General features: G+C 59.6%; 21 protein-coding genes. 16 read left to right on the top strand and 5 right to left on the bottom strand.

All coding sequences use genetic code 11. The features are described from left to right. Nucleotides 1-26: 26 nt before the first annotated feature. From H7698_RS09765 to H7698_RS09730, 8 genes are all read left to right on the top strand, one after another. A complete protein-coding gene (locus H7698_RS09765; RefSeq protein WP_162440795.1) occupies nucleotides 27-1,028 on the top strand; it encodes a response regulator in 1,002 nt (333 codons plus the stop codon). A 286-nt stretch (nucleotides 1,029-1,314) separates the two neighbouring features. Next, nucleotides 1,315-2,410 (top strand): peptide chain release factor 2 gene (gene prfB / locus H7698_RS09760; RefSeq protein WP_150630852.1). Its coding sequence is split into 2 segments (ribosomal slippage): nucleotides 1,315-1,386 and nucleotides 1,388-2,410, totalling 1,095 coding nucleotides; the frame shifts between segments, so codons are not numbered across the junction. Between the two features lie 124 nt (nucleotides 2,411-2,534). Then, a complete protein-coding gene (lysS, locus tag H7698_RS09755) occupies nucleotides 2,535-4,037 on the top strand; it encodes a lysine--tRNA ligase (RefSeq protein WP_162440796.1) in 1,503 nt (500 codons plus the stop codon). A 99-nt stretch (nucleotides 4,038-4,136) separates the two neighbouring features. Next, entirely contained in the window at nucleotides 4,137-4,853 is a 717-nt protein-coding gene (locus tag H7698_RS09750) for a TetR/AcrR family transcriptional regulator (protein ID WP_178114348.1), read from the top strand. Between the two features lie 125 nt (nucleotides 4,854-4,978). Further along, nucleotides 4,979-5,533, top strand: coding sequence for a hypothetical protein (locus H7698_RS09745; protein WP_194691245.1), 555 nt, complete (start codon nucleotides 4,979-4,981; stop codon nucleotides 5,531-5,533). Between the two features lie 35 nt (nucleotides 5,534-5,568). After that, nucleotides 5,569-6,846 carry a flavohemoglobin expression-modulating QEGLA motif protein gene (locus H7698_RS09740; RefSeq protein ID WP_162440798.1) on the top strand — a complete coding sequence of 426 codons (1,278 nt, stop codon included), beginning with the start codon at nucleotides 5,569-5,571 and terminating at the stop codon, nucleotides 6,844-6,846. Nucleotides 6,847-6,992: 146 nt separating this feature from the next. Continuing rightward, entirely contained in the window at nucleotides 6,993-7,907 is a 915-nt protein-coding gene (locus H7698_RS09735) for an alpha/beta hydrolase (protein ID WP_194691244.1), read from the top strand. After that, nucleotides 7,904-8,233, top strand: coding sequence for a hypothetical protein (locus tag H7698_RS09730; RefSeq protein WP_162440800.1), 330 nt, complete (start codon nucleotides 7,904-7,906; stop codon nucleotides 8,231-8,233). The genes H7698_RS09735 and H7698_RS09730 overlap by 4 nt, the downstream gene beginning before the upstream one ends. A gap of 71 nt (nucleotides 8,234-8,304) precedes the next feature. Here H7698_RS09730 and H7698_RS09725 read toward each other — a convergent pair whose 3' ends face one another. From H7698_RS09725 to H7698_RS09715, 3 genes are all read right to left on the bottom strand, one after another. Beyond that, nucleotides 8,305-9,093: an OmpA family protein gene (locus H7698_RS09725; RefSeq protein WP_194691243.1), complete on the bottom strand. Its 789-nt coding sequence runs from the start codon at nucleotides 9,091-9,093 to the stop codon at nucleotides 8,305-8,307. 55 nt (nucleotides 9,094-9,148) lie between these two features. Then, complete coding sequence (locus tag H7698_RS09720; protein WP_194691242.1) at nucleotides 9,149-9,562, bottom strand: DUF4398 domain-containing protein; 414 nt, start codon at nucleotides 9,560-9,562, stop codon at nucleotides 9,149-9,151. A 375-nt stretch (nucleotides 9,563-9,937) separates the two neighbouring features. Then, nucleotides 9,938-10,282 (bottom strand): pilin assembly protein, encoded by a 345-nt coding sequence (locus tag H7698_RS09715; RefSeq protein ID WP_162440803.1) that lies wholly within the window; start codon nucleotides 10,280-10,282, stop codon nucleotides 9,938-9,940. Between the two features lie 201 nt (nucleotides 10,283-10,483). Between H7698_RS09715 and ppc the strand changes: the two genes are divergently transcribed. From ppc to H7698_RS09680, 7 genes are all read left to right on the top strand, one after another. Further along, nucleotides 10,484-13,114, top strand: coding sequence for a phosphoenolpyruvate carboxylase (gene ppc / locus H7698_RS09710; protein ID WP_194691241.1), 2,631 nt, complete (start codon nucleotides 10,484-10,486; stop codon nucleotides 13,112-13,114). 288 nt (nucleotides 13,115-13,402) lie between these two features. Beyond that, nucleotides 13,403-14,053, top strand: a complete 651-nt coding sequence (gene adk, locus H7698_RS09705; protein ID WP_162440805.1) for an adenylate kinase — start codon at nucleotides 13,403-13,405, stop codon at nucleotides 14,051-14,053. Nucleotides 14,054-14,139: 86 nt separating this feature from the next. After that, the gene (gene tsaB, locus H7698_RS09700) at nucleotides 14,140-14,814 is read left to right on the top strand and encodes a tRNA (adenosine(37)-N6)-threonylcarbamoyltransferase complex dimerization subunit type 1 TsaB (protein ID WP_162440806.1); all 675 of its coding nucleotides are present in this window, start codon (nucleotides 14,140-14,142) and stop codon (nucleotides 14,812-14,814) included. 305 nt (nucleotides 14,815-15,119) lie between these two features. Further along, nucleotides 15,120-15,425 (top strand): hypothetical protein, encoded by a 306-nt coding sequence (locus H7698_RS09695; protein ID WP_194691240.1) that lies wholly within the window; start codon nucleotides 15,120-15,122, stop codon nucleotides 15,423-15,425. After that, a complete protein-coding gene (locus tag H7698_RS09690; RefSeq protein ID WP_194691239.1) occupies nucleotides 15,425-16,285 on the top strand; it encodes a DUF72 domain-containing protein in 861 nt (286 codons plus the stop codon). Before H7698_RS09695 ends, H7698_RS09690 begins: the two co-directional genes overlap by 1 nt. Nucleotides 16,286-16,319: 34 nt before the next feature. Then, nucleotides 16,320-17,141, top strand: coding sequence for an isocitrate lyase/PEP mutase family protein (locus H7698_RS09685; protein WP_194691238.1), 822 nt, complete (start codon nucleotides 16,320-16,322; stop codon nucleotides 17,139-17,141). Nucleotides 17,142-17,143: 2 nt separating this feature from the next. Further along, nucleotides 17,144-17,839 (top strand): extensin-like domain-containing protein, encoded by a 696-nt coding sequence (locus H7698_RS09680; RefSeq protein ID WP_194691237.1) that lies wholly within the window; start codon nucleotides 17,144-17,146, stop codon nucleotides 17,837-17,839. 3 nt (nucleotides 17,840-17,842) lie between these two features. Here the strand turns inward: H7698_RS09680 and H7698_RS09675 are convergent, their stop codons facing one another. Then, complete coding sequence (locus tag H7698_RS09675) at nucleotides 17,843-18,466, bottom strand: energy transducer TonB (RefSeq protein ID WP_194691236.1); 624 nt, start codon at nucleotides 18,464-18,466, stop codon at nucleotides 17,843-17,845. A gap of 93 nt (nucleotides 18,467-18,559) precedes the next feature. On the opposite strand from H7698_RS09675, the gene H7698_RS09670 reads away from it, so the two are divergent. Beyond that, on the top strand, nucleotides 18,560-19,342 hold the full coding sequence (locus tag H7698_RS09670; protein WP_208525653.1) for a class I SAM-dependent methyltransferase: 783 nt from the start codon (nucleotides 18,560-18,562) through the stop codon (nucleotides 19,340-19,342). A gap of 114 nt (nucleotides 19,343-19,456) precedes the next feature. On the opposite strand, the gene H7698_RS09665 is transcribed toward H7698_RS09670, so the two are convergent. After that, nucleotides 19,457-20,101, bottom strand: coding sequence for a TetR/AcrR family transcriptional regulator (locus H7698_RS09665; RefSeq protein WP_194691235.1), 645 nt, complete (start codon nucleotides 20,099-20,101; stop codon nucleotides 19,457-19,459).

The following is a 20,101-nucleotide window of genomic DNA, read 5'->3' as shown; positions in this document are numbered from 1 at the left end:
CTTCGGCAGTACTCAGGTGATCGCACATGAATGATTTACAGCTCGACGATTTCAAGACCGATGAAAACGCCGCCATGGTGTTGTTGGTGGACGATCAGGCGATGATCGGCGAGGCCGTGCGACGTGGGTTGTCGAATGAAGAAAATATCGACTTCCACTTTTGTGCGGACCCACATCAGGCGATCGCCCAGGCGATTCGCATCAAGCCGACGGTGATCCTGCAGGATTTGGTGATGCCCGGTCTCGATGGCCTGAGCCTGGTGCGCGAGTACCGCAATCACCCGGCGACCAAGGACATTCCGATCATTGTCCTGTCGACCAAGGAAGACCCGCTGATCAAAAGCGCGGCCTTCGCGGCGGGGGCCAACGATTATCTGGTGAAGTTGCCCGACAACATCGAGCTGGTGGCGCGCATCCGCTATCACTCGCGCTCCTACATGACCCTGTTGCAGCGTGACGCGGCTTACCGCGCATTACGCGTGAGCCAGCAGCAGTTGCTTGATACCAACCTGGTCCTGCAGCGGCTGATGAACTCCGACGGCCTGACCGGACTGTCGAACCGTCGTCACTTCGATGAGTACCTGGAGCTGGAATGGCGACGCTCGTTGCGTGACCAGACTCAGCTGTCGTTGTTGATGATTGATGTGGATTACTTCAAATCCTACAACGACAGCTTCGGTCACCTGGAAGGCGATGAGGCGCTGCGCAAGGTCGCCACGTCGATTCGCGACGCCAGCTCCCGACCTTCTGACCTGCCGGCCCGTTACGGCGGTGAAGAGTTCGCGCTGGTGCTGCCCAACACTTCACCGGGTGGCGCACGACTGGTGGCGGAAAAACTCCGGCAGACCGTCGCGGCCCTGAAAATCCCTCACAACGCACCGGCAGAAGGCTCGAGCCTGACCATCAGCATCGGCCTGTCGACCATCACCCCGCAGCAGGGCAGCGATTGCCGCCAACTGATCCTGGCGGCGGACAAGGGGCTGTATGCGGCGAAGAACAATGGGCGTAATCAGGTGGGGATTGCGTAGAGATAGATGGGGAGTTTGAACTCGCTGCCCCAGACCGGGAAAATCCCCTGTGGCGAGGGGATTCATCCCCGTTGGGCTGCGAAGCGGCCCCAGCATCCGGCCAAATAGATTGAGTTGACCGGACTTGCGACTGCTGCGCAGCCGAACGGGGATGAATCCCTCACCACAGAACACCCTGCATTCGATTGAATCATTCCCCCCTAAAGCCGCCAGGCGGGCTGCCTTGACAGCCTGATTACGGTATACTCGCCGGCTTTCAAAAGTTCGCCAACGAGTGCTGCCCGCCATGGAAATCAACCCGATCCTTAACAGTATCAAGGACCTGTCCGAGCGCTCCGAAACTATTCGGGGGTATCTTTGACTACGATCAAAAGCATGAGCGTCTGACCGAAGTCAATCGCGAGCTTGAAGATCCGTCTGTCTGGAACAACCCGTCGTACGCTCAGGAACTGGGTCGCGAGCGCTCCCTGCTGGCCCAGATCGTCGAAACCCTCGACGAAATGCACAGCGGCCTGGCTGACGCCAAAGACCTGCTGCTGATGTCCGCCGAAGAAGAAGACCAGGCTGCCGTCGATGACGTCGCCGCCGAAGTCGAACGTCTGCGCGAATCCCTGGAAAAACTCGAATTCCGTCGCATGTTCAGCGGTGAGATGGACGCCAACAACGCCTACCTGGACATCCAGGCCGGCTCTGGCGGTACCGAAGCCCAGGACTGGGCCAACATCCTGCTGCGCATGTACCTGCGCTGGGCTGACAAGCGCGGTTTCGACGCGACCATCATGGAACTGTCCGCCGGTGAAGTCGCCGGGATCAAGGGCGCTACCGTGCACATCAAGGGCGAGTACGCCTTTGGCTGGTTGCGTACCGAAATCGGCGTGCACCGCCTGGTTCGCAAGAGCCCGTTCGACTCTGGCAACCGTCGCCACACCTCGTTCTCGGCTGTGTTCGTGTCGCCGGAAATCGATGACAACATCGAAATCGACATCAATCCGTCGGACCTGCGCATCGACACCTACCGCTCCTCCGGTGCCGGTGGTCAGCACGTAAACACCACCGACTCGGCCGTACGTATCACTCACGTGCCGTCCAACACCGTGGTGAGCTGCCAGAACGAACGCTCCCAGCACGCCAACAAAGACACCGCGATGAAAATGTTGCGGGCGCGCTTGTACGAGCAGGAAGTGCAGAAGCGCAACGCTGCCTCGCAAGCGTTGGAAGACACCAAGTCGGACATCGGCTGGGGTCACCAGATTCGCTCGTACGTGCTCGACGCCTCGCGGATCAAGGATTTGCGCACTAACATCGAACGCAGCGACTGCGACAAGGTGCTCGACGGCGACATCGACGAATACCTGGTGGCGAGCCTGAAGCAAGGCTTGTAAAGCATGCAGTACCGGATCGCGCTGACACAGGCGATCCCTGTGGTAACGGCGGTGCAGCATCCGACTTGCCCGCGATCCCCCGCCGAAGGCTGGGGACAACGAACCTGATGGAATATTTAAAGACATGAGCGACCAACAACTCGACCCGCAAGCCCTGCAACAGGAAGAAAACTCCCTGATCGCACTGCGCAAGGAAAAGCTGGCTGCCGAGCGCGCCAAGGGCAACGCCTTCCCGAACGACTTCCGCCGCGACAACTATTGCGATGCGCTGCAGAAGCAGTACGCGGACAAGACCAAGGAAGAGCTGGCCGAGGCTGCGATTCCGGTCAAGGTTGCCGGTCGTATCATGCTCAACCGTGGCTCGTTCATGGTGATCCAGGACATGACCGGTCGAATCCAGGTCTACGTCAACCGCAAGACCCTGTCCGAAGAAACCCTGGCCGCGGTGAAAACCTGGGACATGGGCGACATCATTGCCGCTGAAGGCACCCTGGCCCGTTCCGGCAAGGGCGACCTGTACGTCGAAATGACCAACGTGCGCCTGCTGACCAAGTCCCTGCGTCCACTTCCGGACAAGCACCACGGGCTGACCGACACCGAGCAGCGCTACCGCCAGCGTTACGTTGACCTGATCGTCAACGAAGACGTGCGCCAGACGTTTCGCGTGCGCTCGCAAGTCATTGCTCACATCCGCACCTTCCTGATGCAGCGTGACTTCCTGGAAGTGGAAACGCCGATGCTGCAAACCATTCCGGGCGGCGCGGCAGCCAAGCCGTTCGAAACCCACCACAACGCATTGGACATGGGCATGTTCCTGCGCATCGCGCCGGAGCTGTACCTCAAGCGCCTTGTGGTAGGTGGTTTTGAGAAAGTGTTCGAGATCAACCGCAACTTCCGTAACGAAGGCGTTTCGACTCGTCACAACCCTGAATTCACCATGTTGGAGTTCTACCAGGCGTACGCCGACTACGAAGACAACATGGACCTGACCGAAGAACTGTTCCGTGAGCTGGCGCAGCTGGTTCTGGGCAGCACCGACGTGCCTTACGGCGACAAGGTGTTCCACTTCGGCGAACCGTTCGTGCGTCTGTCGGTGTTCGACTCGATCCTCAAGTACAACCCTGAGCTGACCGCTGACGACCTGAACGACATCGACAAGGCTCGCGCCATCGCCAAGAAAGCCGGCGCCAAGGTGCTGGGCTTCGAAGGCCTGGGCAAGCTGCAGGTGATGATTTTCGAAGAGCTGGTCGAGCACAAGCTGGAGCAGCCGCACTTTATTACCCAGTACCCGTTCGAAGTGTCGCCGCTGGCTCGTCGCAACGACGACAACCCGAACGTCACCGACCGTTTCGAGCTGTTCATCGGTGGTCGTGAAATCGCCAACGCCTATTCCGAGTTGAACGACGCGGAAGACCAGGCCGAGCGCTTCATGGCGCAAGTAGCCGACAAGGACGCTGGTGACGACGAAGCCATGCACTACGACGCCGACTTCGTTCGCGCGCTGGAGTACGGCATGCCGCCAACGGCCGGCGAAGGTATCGGCATCGACCGTCTGGTGATGCTGCTGACCAACTCCCCGTCGATCCGCGACGTGATCCTGTTCCCGCACATGCGGCCGCAAGCGTAAGTGTTTTAGTTAAAAAGCCGCCTTTCAAGGCGGCTTTTTATTGCCTGTCTGGTACAAACGTATCAACTTGTTACTTTCATGTGAGAGGAAATACCTGTCGTGATTCGTGCAATGGCTCAAGAAGGTGCAGCGGGTATCGCCACTGCGGTCGCTGAAAGTGTTCAGTACCAGGGTCGCAAGGCCAGCCGACAGGGCAGCGAGCAGCGTCGACAGGACATTCTCGATGCGGCCATGCGCATTGTCGTGCGCGAAGGCGTGCGGGCTGTACGTCATCGAGCAGTGGCTGCTGAAGCGGGCGTGCCGTTATCGGCGACGACCTACTATTTCAAAGACATCGACGACTTGCTCACCGATACCTTCGCTCAGTATGTGGAGCGCAGCGCGGCGTTCATGGCCAAGCTGTGGGTGAACAACGAAGGCCTGCTGCGCGAGATGGTGGTCAGCGGCGACGGCAGCCCCGAGTCTCGCTCGCAGTTGGCGGATGATATTGCGCGGTTGATGGCGGACTATGTTCACCACCAATTGGTGAGCCGCCGCGAACATCTGATGGCCGAGCAGGCGTTTCGTCAGGAGGCGTTGTTGAACCCGCGCCTGGCGCAGTTGGTGCGCTCGCATCAGCAAATTCTCCTGCAGGGTACGTGTCAGCTTTTCGAGGTGCTGGGTTCACGAGAGCCACAACAGGACGCCAAGGTGTTGACGGCGATTATCGGACGGATGGAATATCAGGGCCTGCTCAACGACGCCGAGCCTGCTGCCGAAGCGGAAATGCTCGGGATTCTCAATCGTTACATGCATTTGGTATTGGCGTCGGTATAACTCTGTGGGAGCCGGGCATGCCCGCGAGGGTGATCTGACATTCACCATGGATGTCGTCTGACACACCGTCATCGCGGGCAAGCCCGGCTCCCACTGATCGGTGTTTTGTTCATAGGGAGTGTTGAATGAAAACCTGGCGTGTCGTTGTGATCGCCTTGTCGTTCCTGCTGCTCAGTGGCTGCCTGGTGACCTTCAAGGAGCCGCTGCCCGAAAGCGATCCCGCGCCTAAAGGTTTGCTTGGCAAATGGACCAGCACCAACGCCTGGGGCGAGCCGATGAACCTGGAGCTCAGCCGCCTGGGCGACAGCCGTTATCAGGCCGTCAGCTATTTCAAGGCCAAACCCAAAACCCGCGAAGCCTATGCTTTCACCGTGTCGCGCCATGGTGATCGCTGGTACCTGTCAGCTAAAGTCCCGGCGCAATTTGGCGGGCATTTCATCATTGCCGGCTTCGAACTCAACGATCAGCATGAATTGGTGGTCTACAACCTCGATCTCGATCAGATCAAACAAGCTCTGGGCCAGAAAGTCTTCAGCGGCGAAGGCTTCCAGACCGACGACGGCGAGGGAGTACTGATCGACTCCCGTATGGATCAGGTTTTCGCCTGGCTCGATGATCCGGCCAATTCCGATGTCTTCGTCGAAGCGGTGCGTTATCAGCGCCTGGCCAGAGCCAAATAAATTCAGTGTTTACGGTTTGACTACAGGAGTTTCGGGTGGACGATTACCAGCAGACGATACGCATATTGTCCGATCGCATTGTGCTGGCACAGACACCGATTCGCGTCCTCGATGCGGTCAAATGGGATGACAGCATCCGCAAGGGTTTCCTCAAGGCCAAAGGCAAGGAAATGCCGGCGGTGGACCGCGATTACTACCTTAATCGGCCGCTTTCCTTCGACTCCAGCAAAGTGAAGCTGGAGTTCCAGAACATCGAGCGCGACATCACCCGCCAGCTTGGCCAGTTCAACCCGGTCGGGCAAATCATGCGACGCATGTGCAAGGAATACCGCATGGTGGTGCGCATGCTCGAAGCACGCGGTACCGAGGATTTCGGGCTTATTTCCCAAGAGCTGTACGGCGCGGCGTCCGACGCGTTCCACGCCGGCGACCCGACCTTGTCCGATCTGGGCTTGATGCTCTCCGATTACCTGAACAATATCGACGGCCGCGGCGACCTGAAGGACGAGCCGAAAACGCTTACCGCCAAGGACGCCGTGAATTTATTGCAAACCCGGTTGAGCAAAGTGTTTGGCGAGGCCGAGGAAACCATTCGCGTATTCGAGTCCGATGGCATTGTCGCGGACGCGGCGGCGGGCGCGGATTACATCAAGATCCGCACTGACGCGATGTTCAACGAGCGTGATGTGCGTGCTCTGGAAGTCCATGAAGGTCTGGTGCATGTCGGCACCACGCTGAACGGCCTGAACCAGCCGATTTGTACCTTTCTCTCCAAGGGCCCGCCTTCTTCGACGGTGACCCAGGAAGGCCTGGCGATCCTGATGGAAATCATCACCTTCGCCTCGTACCCGAGTCGCTTGCGCAAACTGACCAACCGCACCCGCGCCATTCACATGGTGGAGGAGGGGGCCGACTTCCTGCAGGTGTACGAATTCTTCCGTGAGCAAGGCTTCGAAATGCCGGAAAGCTACGGCAACGCCAGTCGCGTGTTCCGTGGCTCGGTGCCCAACGGTTTGCCATTTACCAAAGACTTGTCCTACCTCAAGGGCTTTATCATGGTTTACAACTACATTCAGTTGGCCGTGCGCAAGGGCAAGCTTGAGCAGATTCCGCTACTGTTTTGTGGCAAGACTACGCTGGAAGACATGCGTACCCTGCGCCAGTTGGTGGATGAAGGCCTGGTGGTGCCGCCCAAGTATTTGCCTGAACAGTTCCGCGACATGAACGCGCTGTCGGCGTGGATGTGCTTCTCCAACTTCCTGAACCACCTGAGCCTGGACCGGATCGAAGCGGATTATTCCAACATCCTCTAATGATCACGAAATTCCCTGTAGGAGTGAGCCTGCTCGCGATTGCGGTTCAACATTCGACATTGATGTTGGCTGACACACCGCTATCGCGAGCAGGCTCACTCCTACAGGGTTTAGTATTTCAATCCTTTAATACGAGGTTTCAACGGATGAGAATCCTCGGCATCCTCTGCCTTCTCCTGACCCTGGGCGGTTGCAGTTCGCTGCTGTTCTATCCCGAGCCAGGCCAGCTGTTCACGCCGGAAAAAGCCAAACTCGATTACCGTGAAGTCACCCTGACCACCGCCGACGGCCTCAAGCTGAACGCCTGGTGGCTGCCCGCCAAACAAGGTGTCGAGGTCAAAGGCACGGTGCTGCACCTGCACGGCAACGGCGGCAACTTGCCGATGCACCTCGGCGGGAGCTGGTGGTTGCCTGAAGAGGGGTATCAGGTGTTGCTGGTGGACTATCGCGGTTATGGCTTGTCCGAGGGTGAGCCGAGCTTGCCGGCGATCTATCAGGACATCGATGCCGCGTTCAAATGGCTCGACCAAGCGCCCGAGGTCAAAGGTAAACCGCTGATCCTTCTCGGCCAGAGTCTCGGTGGTTCGATGGCCGTGCATTACCTGGTCCAGCACCCGGAACGCCAGAAACAACTCAAGGCGTTCGTGCTCGACGGCGTGCCCGCCAGTTACCGCAGCGTCGGCCAGTTTGCCTTGAGCACCTCCTGGCTGACCTGGGCGTTTCAGGTGCCATTGTCCTGGCTGGTGCCGGACGGTGACAGTGCGATCAACTCCATGGCTCAGCTCAATGGCGTGCCGAAACTGATCTACCACAGCATCGACGATCCGATCGTGCCCCTTTCCAACGGCATCCGACTGTATCAAGCTGCGCCGCCGCCGCGAGTGCTGCAACTGACCCGTGGCGGTCATGTGCAGACGTTCGCCGACCCGGTCTGGCGCAAAGTCATGCTGCGCTACCTTGACGATCCGCAGCATTTCAACGGCCTGCGCCGCCTGGGTGAAATCCCCAATTACCCGGCAACCCCGAATTCTGAAGATGAACCACCAGAGAGTCCGCAATGAGTGAAGAACGTAACGCCATCCCGCTGATCATCACCGGTATTTGCAGCATCCTCGGCACCGTCGCCGCCCTGTGGTGGTACGGCTACCTGCACTTCGCCAAACCCGAAGATGCGCTGCTGCTCAGCGACTTCACCATGCTCAAGACCGTGCCGGGCGAAGACTACAAGGTCTCCCTGGACCCGGCTCCGCAAGTCGCGCAGTGCATCGATGGAGTGCTGGTGCTGTTCGACACCGAGCAAAAAGGTTTGACAGGTGTGTTGATCAACGGCCAGAAAAAAGCGGTGCGGTGCATGGGGCAGGAAACGCCGCAGAAGCTGGAGCAGTAACTTCGTTTTGATCTTCAACAAAAAGCCCCGCCTGATCAGATCAGGCGGGGCTTTTAGTTACAGCGTGAGGCTTAGTTCGAGCTGACTGCCGAACGCGGGATCACTGGCTGGTTGTCGTTGGAAATGGTCACTTCCACACGACGGTTCATCGCACGACCCGACACGCTGCCGTTTTCAGCAACCGGGTATTCCTTGCCATAACCCTGGGCAACGATGCGCGCTGGATCAACGCCCATTTTCACCAGAGCCATACGCACGGAGTTGGCGCGACGCTCGGACAGCGACTGGTTGTAGCTCGCTGCACCGGTGCTGTCGGTATAGCCTTCAACAATCACCTTACGGTCCGGGTTTTCCTGGAGGAACTGCGCCAGTTTGTTGATGTTCACCAGACCGCTGGATTTCAGGTCAGCCTTGTTGGTGGCGAACAATACGTCACCGAAGGTCACCAACGTACCGCGGTCGGTTTGCTTGGCGTTCAGGCTTTCCTGCAGCTGTTTGATCTGCTGGTCGCGAGCATCCAGGCGGGCCTGGGCACGTTGGGCCGATGCGTTTTTCAGATTCGCTTCAGCCGTGCGCAGGGCGATGGTCTGCTTCGCCACTTCAACACGCTGGTTGGTCAGGTAAGCCAGCTGATCGACTGTCGATGCGTCTTCTTTATCCAGGTAAGCCTTGTTGGCCTTGTCCAGGTAGTCACTGGCGTCTTTGGTTTCCAGCGCTGCGACTTTGCTCGCTTGCGGGTTGGTCTGCAGGCCGCTGTAATTGGTGCGAGCGTTTTCCAGGTTCTGGTTCGGCGGCGTGGAGCAGGCAGCCAGTGCAACGCTTGCGGCCAGGAGAGCAGGGATCATCAATTGTTTACGCATAATAATTCGTCCTTTCTATCGATTAGAGCTTCAGGTCCGGGGTCGTGATGCGCGCTTATTGCACGGTGCGCTGACTTTCCTGACGCAGTTCCTGAACACCTTTCTGAGAGTCCTTCACAGCTTGTTCGGCTTTCATCGCCTGGGCTTTGCGTTCAGCGACGCGAGCGTCCCACTCAGCCTGTTGGGCCAGAGTTTTGGCTTCTTCGTATTTTTTGTCGTGCATGGCCAGCTCGGCTTGCTTGAGCTTGTCCTGCGCAGACTTCATTTCGACAGCGGCGAATTCGGTACCGCCAGCGCTCACGGCGCTGTTGACTGCAGATTCAGTCACGGCGAATTGTTCGGTCGGCGGGTTGCCGGCACAACCGGCCAGAACGAAGCTGGTGCCGATCGCAAGGGCAGCCATTTTCAGACCGCGCAGGTGATTGAACGAAGATTTGGCAGTGCTGGTCGTCATGGTCTTCAACTCCATTGGAATTACTCCTGAAAAACTTAAAAATCCATCCTGGGCAAGGAGCCGTACCATTCATTTGCGAGGGCTTTTGAAACGGCCGTCCCAGGTGTGGTTACAGGGTACGACCCGAGTGATTTTTCAAAAGTTCAGAAAAGATGGCCTATCGCCCGAAAATACATTGAGAGAGCCGAAAAGGCTCTAGATCGGGAACTTTGGCGGTGCGTAATGGTATCCCCAGCCTTCTTGGCGCCTGAGATAACGCAATTTTGGAGGATGTGAAAGCCAATGGGGGAGCGAGCCTGCTCGCGATAGCGGTTGTTCAGCCAACCCGTGTTTTGATTGAACTGACGCCATCGCGAGCAGGTGAACGCCCACAGGTGATGCGGGGAAAGATCAGTGTTTTTGCTCGTCGCTGCCCGATGCAAGATCGTGCAAATGCCGACGGGACAACGCGAGAAAACGCGGGGTCGGACCGACGTCTTCGTACAGTGGGTCACCTTCTTCATCGGTGGCCACGACAGTCGAACCCTTCACATACGGAAAGCTTTTTTCGAGCTCTTCCAGCGCGGCGCCGATCAACTCGCCGAGCAGTTCTTCGGGTTGGCGTTTCGGGTACATCTCGGTGATCGCCGCCAATCGGGCTGCGGCCTCCATGTCCAGATGAATCTTGTAGCCCGTATCAGTCAGACGACCTTTGGCGTTTTCTTCCCAATGCTGGGCAAGCTCGCGAATTTTCATAACGACCTCATTACGCGCCTGCTCGTGGCAGGCCGGGGAGTGTCCGCCTGTAGTCGGCGGTAAGCCGTTGTACGGCTTACTCTTCAGACTAGCTTTTACCCGGTAGGTTTAAAGTCCCTTCGTCGTTTGCTTGTAAGAACGGGTCTGGAGCGGCACTCTTGATGTTCGTGGCCGACCGGATTTTTCCCTGGAGAACTGCTGATGACCGATATTGATGCACGCTTGCGTGAGGACGTTCACCTGCTGGGTGAGCTGTTGGGCAACACCATTCGTGAGCAGTATGGGGACGGCTTCCTCGACAAGATCGAGCAGATCCGCAAGGGCGCCAAGGCGGACCGACGTGGATCGATGGACGCTGAGCTGAGCGCCAGCCTCAATCAATTGAGCGAAGACGAGCTGCTGCCGGTCGCGCGGGCTTTCAACCAGTTTCTCAATCTGGCCAACATCGCCGAGCAGTACCAACTGATTCACCGTCGCGAGGAATCGCAACCCGCGCCGTTCGAGGCTCGGGTGTTGCCGGAGCTGCTGGCTCGCTTGCGCGCCGAAGGCCACGGCGCAGAATCCCTGGCGCGGCAGTTGGGGCGACTGGAAATCGAACTGGTCCTCACGGCTCACCCGACCGAAGTCGCGCGACGCACGCTCATTCAAAAATACGACGCCATCGCCGCACAACTGGCGGCTCAGGATCATCGCGACCTGACGACTGCCGAGCGCGAGCAGATCCAGTCGAAGCTGCAGCGCCTGATCGCCGAAGCCTGGCACACCGAAGAAATCCGCCGCACGCGTCCGACGCCGGTGGACGAGGCGAAATGGGGTTTCGCGGTGATCGAGCATTCCCTTTGGCAAGCCATCCCGAACTATTTGCGCAAGGCCGACAAAGCCCTGCATGACGCCACCGGCCTGCACCTTCCACTGGAAGCGGCGCCTATCCGCTTTGCGTCGTGGATGGGCGGCGACCGCGACGGCAACCCCAATGTGACCGCTGCCGTTACCCGCGAAGTGCTGCTGCTGGCGCGCTGGATGGCGGCGGATTTGTACGTGCGCGATATCGACCATCTGGCGGCCGAGTTGTCGATGCAGCAGGCCAGTGACGCGCTCAGAGCCAAGGCCGGGGACAGCGCAGAACCTTATCGAACAGTGCTCAAGCAGTTGCGCGATCGGCTTCGCGCTACGCGTAACTGGGCACACGCTTCCTTGACGGCGACCACACCGGCAACCGCCGATGTGCTGCAAAACAATCGTGACCTGCTGGACCCGCTGGAGCTGTGCTACCAATCGCTGCATGAGTGCGGCATGGGCGTGATCGCCGACGGGCCGTTACTCGATTGCTTGCGCCGCGCGGTGACGTTCGGGTTGTTCCTGGTGCGTCTCGACGTGCGGCAGGATTCGTCACGGCACTCGGCGGCCATGACCGAAATCACCGACTACCTGGGCCTCGGTCGTTATGAAGACTGGAGCGAAGAAGAGCGCATCGCGTTCCTGATGCGTGAACTCAACAATCGGCGTCCGCTGCTGCCGGCGTATTTCAAACCGTCCGCTGACACCGCCGAAGTGCTGGCGACCTGCCGGGAAGTGGCCGCAGCGCCGGGTGCGTCGCTGGGCTCTTACGTAATCTCCATGGCGGGTGCCGCCTCCGATGTATTGGCAGTGCAACTGTTGCTCAAGGAGTCGGGCGTGTTGCGGCCGATGCGCGTGGTGCCGCTGTTCGAAACACTCGCCGACCTGGATAACGCAGGTCCCGTGATCGAAAAACTCTTGCTGCTGCCCGGCTACCGCGCACGCCTGCAAGGGCCCCAGGAAGTCATGATCGGCTACTCCGACTCGGCCAAGGATGCCGGCACCACGGCAGCGGCGTGGGCGCAGTATCGGGCGCAGGAACGGCTGGTTGATATCTGCCGCGAGCAGCAAGTGGAACTGCTGTTGTTCCACGGTCGTGGCGGCACCGTCGGACGTGGCGGGGGCCCGGCTCACGCGGCAATTCTGTCGCAGCCACCGGGTTCGGTGGCGGGGCGGTTCCGTACCACCGAGCAGGGGGAAATGATCCGTTTCAAATTCGGGCTGCCGGACATCGCCGAACAAAACCTCAATCTCTACCTGGCGGCGGTGCTGGAAGCGACCCTGTTGCCACCGCCACCACCGGAGCCTGCCTGGCGTCATTTGATGGACGAACTGGCCGCTGACGGGGTAAGCGCCTATCGCGCAGTGGTGCGGGAGAATCCGCAATTCGTCGAGTACTTCCGCCAGTCCACTCCGGAACAGGAGCTTGGACGTCTGCCTTTGGGCAGTCGACCTGCCAAGCGCCGTGCCGGTGGTATCGAAAGCCTGCGGGCGATTCCCTGGATCTTCGGCTGGACCCAGACCCGCCTGATGCTGCCGGCGTGGCTCGGCTGGGAAGCGGCGCTGAGCAAGGCGCTGGAGCGAGGCGAGGGCGAGCTGCTGGGGCAGATGCGTGAACAGTGGCCGTTCTTCCGGACCCGGATCGATATGCTGGAAATGGTCCTGGCCAAGGCGGACGCCGATATTGCCCGGTCCTACGATGAGCGCCTGGTCGAACCGGATCTGCTACCGCTGGGCGCGCATTTACGCGACCTATTGTCGCAGGCCTGCGCGGTGGTCCTGGGTCTGACCGGCCAGTCGCAGCTGCTGGCACATAGCCCCGCAACCCTCGAGTTCATTCGTTTACGCAACACGTACCTTGACCCGCTACATCTATTGCAGGCGGAACTGTTGGCCCGTTCGCGGCAGCAGGAGGTGGCGCAAGGCAGCCCGGTAGAACAGGCATTACTGGTGTCTGTGGCGGGGATTGCGGCTGGTTTGCGTAACACGGGCTAACATTTTTGCCGTGGTGTCCGACACCCGTATCGGGTGTCGGACGGCGGCATGACAGGCGTTAAAAAGTGCGGGCAGGCGACAGTTAATGATGGGGTTGCGACTTGGAGTACCGCGTCGCAAGCTCAGGTCCGGCGCGGGTTTCTCCGACTTTCGGCGGCTTGTGTGGGCAGGAACTGCTGTGTATCTTGATCAGCCTTTGGCCGTTTGGGCGGTCACGACCCTATTTTTGAGATTGGCCCCACGAGGCGAATCTGACGTTATCTATATAAAAAATTGAGGAGCACATCGATGCGCGTCATTCTGCTGGGAGCTCCCGGGGCCGGTAAAGGTACTCAGGCTAAGTTCATCACCGAGAAATTCGGCATTCCGCAAATCTCCACCGGCGACATGCTGCGTGCAGCGGTCAAGGCCGGCACCGAGCTGGGCTTGATCGCCAAAAGCGTCATGGACAGCGGTGGTCTGGTTTCAGACGACCTGATCATCAACCTGGTCAAGGAACGCATCAGCCAGGCTGATTGTGCCAACGGTTTCCTGTTCGACGGTTTCCCGCGCACCATCCCTCAGGCTGAAGCGCTGGTCAAAGCCGGCGTGGAGCTGGATCACGTGGTCGAAATCGCTGTCGACGATGAAGAAATCGTTCAGCGTATTGCCGGTCGTCGTGTTCACGAAGCCAGCGGTCGCGTGTACCACACCGTCTACAACCCGCCAAAAGTCGCGGGCAAGGACGACATCACCGGTGAAGAACTGGTACAGCGCAAGGACGACACTGAAGAAACGGTTCGTCATCGTCTGTCGGTCTACCATTCCCAGACCAAGCCACTGGTTGAGTTCTACCAGGCGCTGTCTGCCGCTACCGACGGCAAGCCGAAATACAGCCACATCGCTGGCGTCGGCTCGGTTGAAGCGATCACTGGCAAGGTGCTTGAAGCGCTGAGCTGATAACCGCTTGATCTTCTACGGCCCGCTTGCGGGCCGTAGTTGTTTATACTGGCGCACTTTTTCTGACCTCTCTTACGGAAACATCGATGAGCACCTTGCTGGCCCTGGACACCGCGACTGAAGCTTGCTCCGTTGCATTGCTGCATGACGGCAAGGTTACGAGCCATTACGAGGTGATCCCGCGCCTGCATGCGCAGAAGTTGCTACCGATGATTCAGCAATTGCTGGCTGACGCCGGAATCACGCTGCAAGCGGTTGACGCCATCGCATTCGGCCGAGGCCCTGGTGCGTTCACGGGCGTGCGCATTGCCATTGGTGTGGTGCAGGGGTTGGCGTTTGCCCTGGACCGCCCGGTGCTCCCGGTATCGAACCTGGCCGTATTGGCGCAGCGGGCCTTCCGTGAACACGGCGTGAGCCAGGTCGCGTCGGCAATCGATGCGCGGATGGATGAAGTGTATTGGGGCTGCTACCGCGAGACGGCGGGGGAGATGCGCCTGGTCGGCAACGAAGCGGTGTTGCCGCCGGAAGTTGCGGCATTGCCTGCCGATGCCAGTGGCGAATGGTTCGGCGCCGGGACCGGTTGGGGATATGCCGAGCGCATCGGCGTCAGCCTGAACGGCCAGGACGCGGGCATGTTGCCACACGCCGAAGACCTGTTGACCCTGGCGCGTTTCGCGTGGGCGCGTGGTGAGGCGATTGTGGCGGATGAGGCGCAACCGGTTTATCTGCGCGATAAGGTGGCAACACCGAAAGCGCGTTAACCTCGCGGTTCCCTGTGGCGAGAGGATTCGGCGAAACGTCGCACCACCCCATTGGGTTGCGAAGCGACCCCAGTTTTCCAAGTCGACAGGGTGGCTGGTTTACGACTGCTTCGCAGTCGAACGGGGCGGTGCGACGTTTCGCTAAATCCCCTCGCCACAAAACATTGGCAGTTTTTGCCGGTCGTCGATTTTTACCTCCCCGCTTTTAAACCTTTTGCCTTTTATGTGTTCTAGTTATCACTCGGCGGTTTGCGAAGGGCGTTGCGCGCCACTAAACTGCCATCATCGATACCGAGCATGACTTTATGCGTATAGACGGCTTCTCCTCTCAGTCCTACCCCATCAAGCGCCAACCGCGCAAAGGCACTGTGGTGGAAGACGAGACCGTTGATATCGACGGTGAGCCGGAGTTTCCCTCCGAAGAGCAACTGGCCGCCCGCGCCGCCAAAGCTTCCGCACAACGGCTGAGCAATCTCCCTGCCCGTCAGCAAGACATGCTTTACCACCGAGCCATGAGCAAAAGCGTCTCGATGGCCCTGGCCAGCTATCTCAGCACTGCCGGTTTTGTCGATTGGGATGCGGATGTGCTGGGCCTCGATTTGTACATCTGATGTTGTTGCCGTACTACCTCGGTTGCCCATCGTGGAGTGAAAGCGCCTGGCGCGACTACCTCTATCCGCAAGACGCTAAACCCGCCGAATTTCTGAATCTCTACACTCAAGTGTTCAACGCCGTGGAAGGCAATACGACTTTCTACGCGAGCCCGGCTGCCGACACCGTGCAGCGCTGGGCCGACACCATGCCTGAGCACTTTCGCTTCACCGCCAAGTTTCCCGGCGACATCAGCCACAACGGGGACCTGCGCGATCAACTGACCGCCGCTGAAACCTTCGTGCAGTTGCTCAGCCCCCTCGGTGAGCGGGTGTCGCCACTGTGGCTGCAATTGGCAAAAAGCTTCACGCCTCAACGATTGCCCGAACTGGCCGGTTTCATCGATGCGCTGGATCGACCACTGGCTGTCGAGGTGCGGCACCGGGATTTTTTCGCCAAGGGTGACGGCGAGCGCCTGCTCAATCGGCTGTTGCTGGATCGCGGTGTCGAGCGCATCTGCCTTGATCCCCGTGCACTGTTCAGTTGCACTTCGACCGATCCTTCGGTGCTGCATGCCCAATCCAAAAAGCCCAACGTCCCGACCCGTCCGGCAGCGTTCACGCAATGTCCGCAGGTACGCTTCATTGGCCACCCGCAGCTTGAGGCGAATGATTCATTCCTGGTGCCTTGGGTCGAAAAAATAGCGCAGTGGATCGAGGAAGGGCGCACGCCTAACATCTTCCTGCACACCGCCGACAATCTGCAGGCCGCGAGACTCGCATTGCGGTTTCACGCGCAACTGATGCTGCGTTTGCCTGGCTTGCCGGCGCTGCCTGAGCTATATAGAGAGCCCGCTGCGGAGCAACTTGGTTTGCTCTGAGGCGGGTTTTTCGTCCTTCTCAGGAGCCTGCCAAATGGATGCGCAAACCCTTCGAGCCCAAGCGTTCAAAGCGCTGCATGAACGTGATGGGGCTTTTGTCATTCCCAATCCGTGGGACGCCGGCTCGGCGAAAATGCTCGCCAGCCTGGGTTTCGAGGCGCTGGCGACCACCAGTGCCGGTTACGCCTTCTCCAACGCCCGCCCCGATGGCGGACTAACGCTGGACGACACCCTGGCAAACGTCCGGGCGATCGTTGCGGCGACGGACCTTCCGGTGGCGGTCGATCTGGAAAACGGCTTCGCTGACGACCCTGCTGAATGCGCGCAGAGTGTTTTGCGTGCTGCAGAGGCCGGTGCTGTCGGCGGTTCGATTGAGGACGCCACCGGGCGCGAAGACGCGCCGATCTATTGCTTTGAACACGCCGTCGCACGCGTCAAAGCTGCCGTCACCGCCGCGCGCAGTTTGCCTTTTCCTTTCATGCTGACGGCCCGGGCCGAGAACTTCCTGCATGGCAATCCCGATCTGGCAGACACGATCCTTCGCCTGCAGGCATTTGCTGAGGCGGGCGCCGACGTGTTGTATGCGCCGGGTCTGCGCAGCGCTGAAGATGTGCTGGCGGTGGTCCGTGCCGTCGCGCCGAAACCGGTCAATGTACTGATGTCCGGTGGGCTCAAATTGACGGTCGAGGAGTTGAGCGAGATGGGCGTCAAACGCATCAGCGTCGGTTCGGCACTGGCCCTGGCGGCGTATGGCGAATTTTTTCGCGCAGCCGAAGAAATCAAGACGTCAGGCACATTCGGGTTCACCTCGAGGTCCATGCCCTACGCCAAGGCCAATCAGCTGTTCAAAGGCTGACAGTGCGGTTTCGCTGGTGGCTGTTGTTGCTGCTGTTGATCATCGGTGCGGGGGCCGTGGGGGTCTGGCGTGGCTGGATCTCGCTTGCGCCGCAATGGAACCCTTGGGCGCCGCTGGACGTGAAGGCGACGCCCAATGTGTTGACCCGCTACAAACTCATGCGCCTGCGCGATGATCCCCAGCTGTGTGATCAAGCCCTCGCCAGTTCGGGCCTGCGGGTGAGTCGACAAGCCGACAGTCCCGGCGCGACCTGTCCGCTGCTCAATACCCTGCGTGTGCAGGGCGGTCAGGCGGCCCTGAGCAGCAGCTTCCTCGCGAGTTGCCGACTGGCCGTCTCGTACGCGCTGTTCGAACATCACGCCCTGCAGCCTGCGGCTCAAGCCGTCTATGGGCAGGCAGTGACGCGTGTCGACCACCTCGGCAGCTTTGCCTGCCGCAATGTCTACGGGCGCGAGAACGCTCGACGCAGTCAGCACGCATCGGCCGATGCCCTGGACATTGCCGGTTTCAAGCTGGCGGACGGTCGCTCGATCAGCGTGCTGAAGGATTGGCCGAAGGACAATCAGGATGCGCGGTTTTTACGCCAGGTCCGGGATAGCGCCTGCGAGATGTTCAGTGTGGTGTTGAGCCCGGACTACAACGCTGCCCATCGCAATCACTTTCATGTCGATGTTGGCCCGTGGTGGGTGTGTCGCTGAGGGCTATGCGGCGATGCGCAGGTTTTGCAGGACGATCGGGCGAGCCCAGCCGATATCGAAGTCAAAGTTCTTTTGCTGTTCAACCAGCTCCTGCGGCGCAAACGGCGGGAACGGTTTGTCCAGCAGATCGAGTTCGAATTCGGCGATTGGCAGGTGCAGCGCGCGCGGCTGTGGCGCCGGGCCTGGCGCTGGCAAGGGCTGGCCGGCGGTGAGCACGAGCGGTCGAACCCAGCCGCTCTCGAAGTCCTGCTGTTTCTGCTGAGCCACAACTTCGTCGTCTGGAAACGGTGGGAAGGGCTTGTCTGCCAGGTCCATCTCGAACTCGGCAATCGGCAGGAAGAGCGGCTCTGGCGGGCGTACTTCGGTGTCTTTCACGTCACATTCACGCTGGGACATGATGTGCGCCAGCAGGTCGCTGCCGACGGTAGGTTCGACCGGGCTGTCGAGGTCCACCGGTGGGAAATCCAGCGAAGCGGGCAGCACCGCCTCCTTCGACTGATCGGCCAGGGCCCGGGCAAAAAAATCCTGCCAGAGGTGACTGACGCCGCTCAGTGCTTGGGAGTTTCGCAGGCTGTAATCGCCGTAGGGCGAGATAAAACCTGTGATGGTGGGTTGAATGTCTGACATTTCTCTCGGTCGACGCTCAGCTCTGGCAAAATGCTCGATAGTTTTGTTATCGGCCGTTTTTGCCGATCATTAATTTTTTGAGCGTTTTTTCCCATGATTGAGCAACCCGCGGCCTGCCGCATTCATGTCCAAGCCCTGAGCGAGACCTATCAGCCACAGGCCGAACAATGGGCCGAGCGCCTGGACTTGCCAATGCAGGTGGATGACGCTGAGTTCGCGCTGCAGGTCGGGGAGCAGGGCTTGCAGCTTCAACAGCTGGGCCCGGACGCCCCGGGGCCGGTGCGTGTGGATTTCGTGGAAGGCGGGGCGGCCCATCGCCGGCTGTTCGGCGGCGGCACCGGGCAGATGATTGCCAAGGCAGTCGGCATCGCTCAAGGCGTGCGGCCTCGCGTGCTGGATGCCACGGCGGGCCTGGGCAAGGACGCATTCGTGCTGGCGAGCCTGGGATGCGAGATGAGCCTGATCGAACGGCAGCCATTGATCGGTGCATTGCTGGAGGACGGTCTGGTGCGCGGTGCTGAAGATTTCGACGTGGCGCCGATTGTGGCGCGCATGCGTTTGCTCAAGGGCAATTCGATCGAGGTGATGCGCAACTGGGAAGGCGAGCCGCCGCAGGTGATCTACCTCGACCCGATGTTCCCGCACCGTGAAAAAACGGCGTTGGTGAAGAAGGAAATGCGCCTGTTCCGGCCGTTGGTAGGGGACGATCCGGATGCGCCGGCCTTGCTCGAAGCGGCGTTAGCGTTAGCCAGCCATCGGGTGGTGGTCAAGCGTCCGCGCAAGGCACCGTGTATCGAGGGACCCAAGCCAAGCCATGCGCTGGACGGGAAATCGAGCCGATATGATATTTATCCGAAGAAGGCGCTGAAGTCTTAAATCGAGTCGACGCCATCGCGGGCAAGCCCGCTCCCACAAGGTCTGTGTCACACCACAGATCATTGTGGGAGCGGGCTTGCCCGCGATGGCGCCTGATCAGTCACCCAATAACTATCAGGCTGTCGACGGTCGATACGCCCGCATAAACAACCCCACCACTTCCTGCACATGGCTCTCCGCCGCATCCCCGGTCAGCGGCTCACCACAGCCATACAGCAAACGAAAATTCCCCGCGCCCTTGAGCAGGCAAAAGAAGTGCTCGGCCGCGTTGCGCGGTTTTTCGATGTGCAGCGCGCCACTCTGATCCACCTTGGCCAGCAAGCGCTCCATGCCATGCAGCATGCGCTCGGGTCCCGCTTCGAAGAAAATCAGTGAGAGTTTCGGGTCCTGGCTGCCCAGGGTCATGATCAATCGATGCAGGTTCACCGATTCATCGCTGTTGATCAGCTGATGAAAGCCGCGCGCGATGTTCAGCAGCACCTTTTCCACCGCGATGCCGTCCGGCAACTCGAAAAAATCCGGCGGTAATTGCTCCTCGCATTTGGCGACGACAGCGGCAGAGAACAGCGTTTCCTTGTCATTGAAATGGCTGTAGACCGTCAACTTCGACACGCCAGCCTCGGCTGCCACTGCGTCCATGCTGGTGTTCGCATAGCCATTGCTCAGGAACAGGATTTTCGCCGCATCGAGGATCGCCTGGCGCTTGGCCAGATCCTTGGGACGGCCCGGACCATTGGGTGCTGAAAGATTGTTCGACAT

Source organism: Pseudomonas sp. p50(2008), assembly GCF_015351605.1.
GTDB lineage: Bacteria > Pseudomonadota > Gammaproteobacteria > Pseudomonadales > Pseudomonadaceae > Aquipseudomonas.
This window is presented reverse-complemented; position numbering and strand designations above follow the sequence as displayed.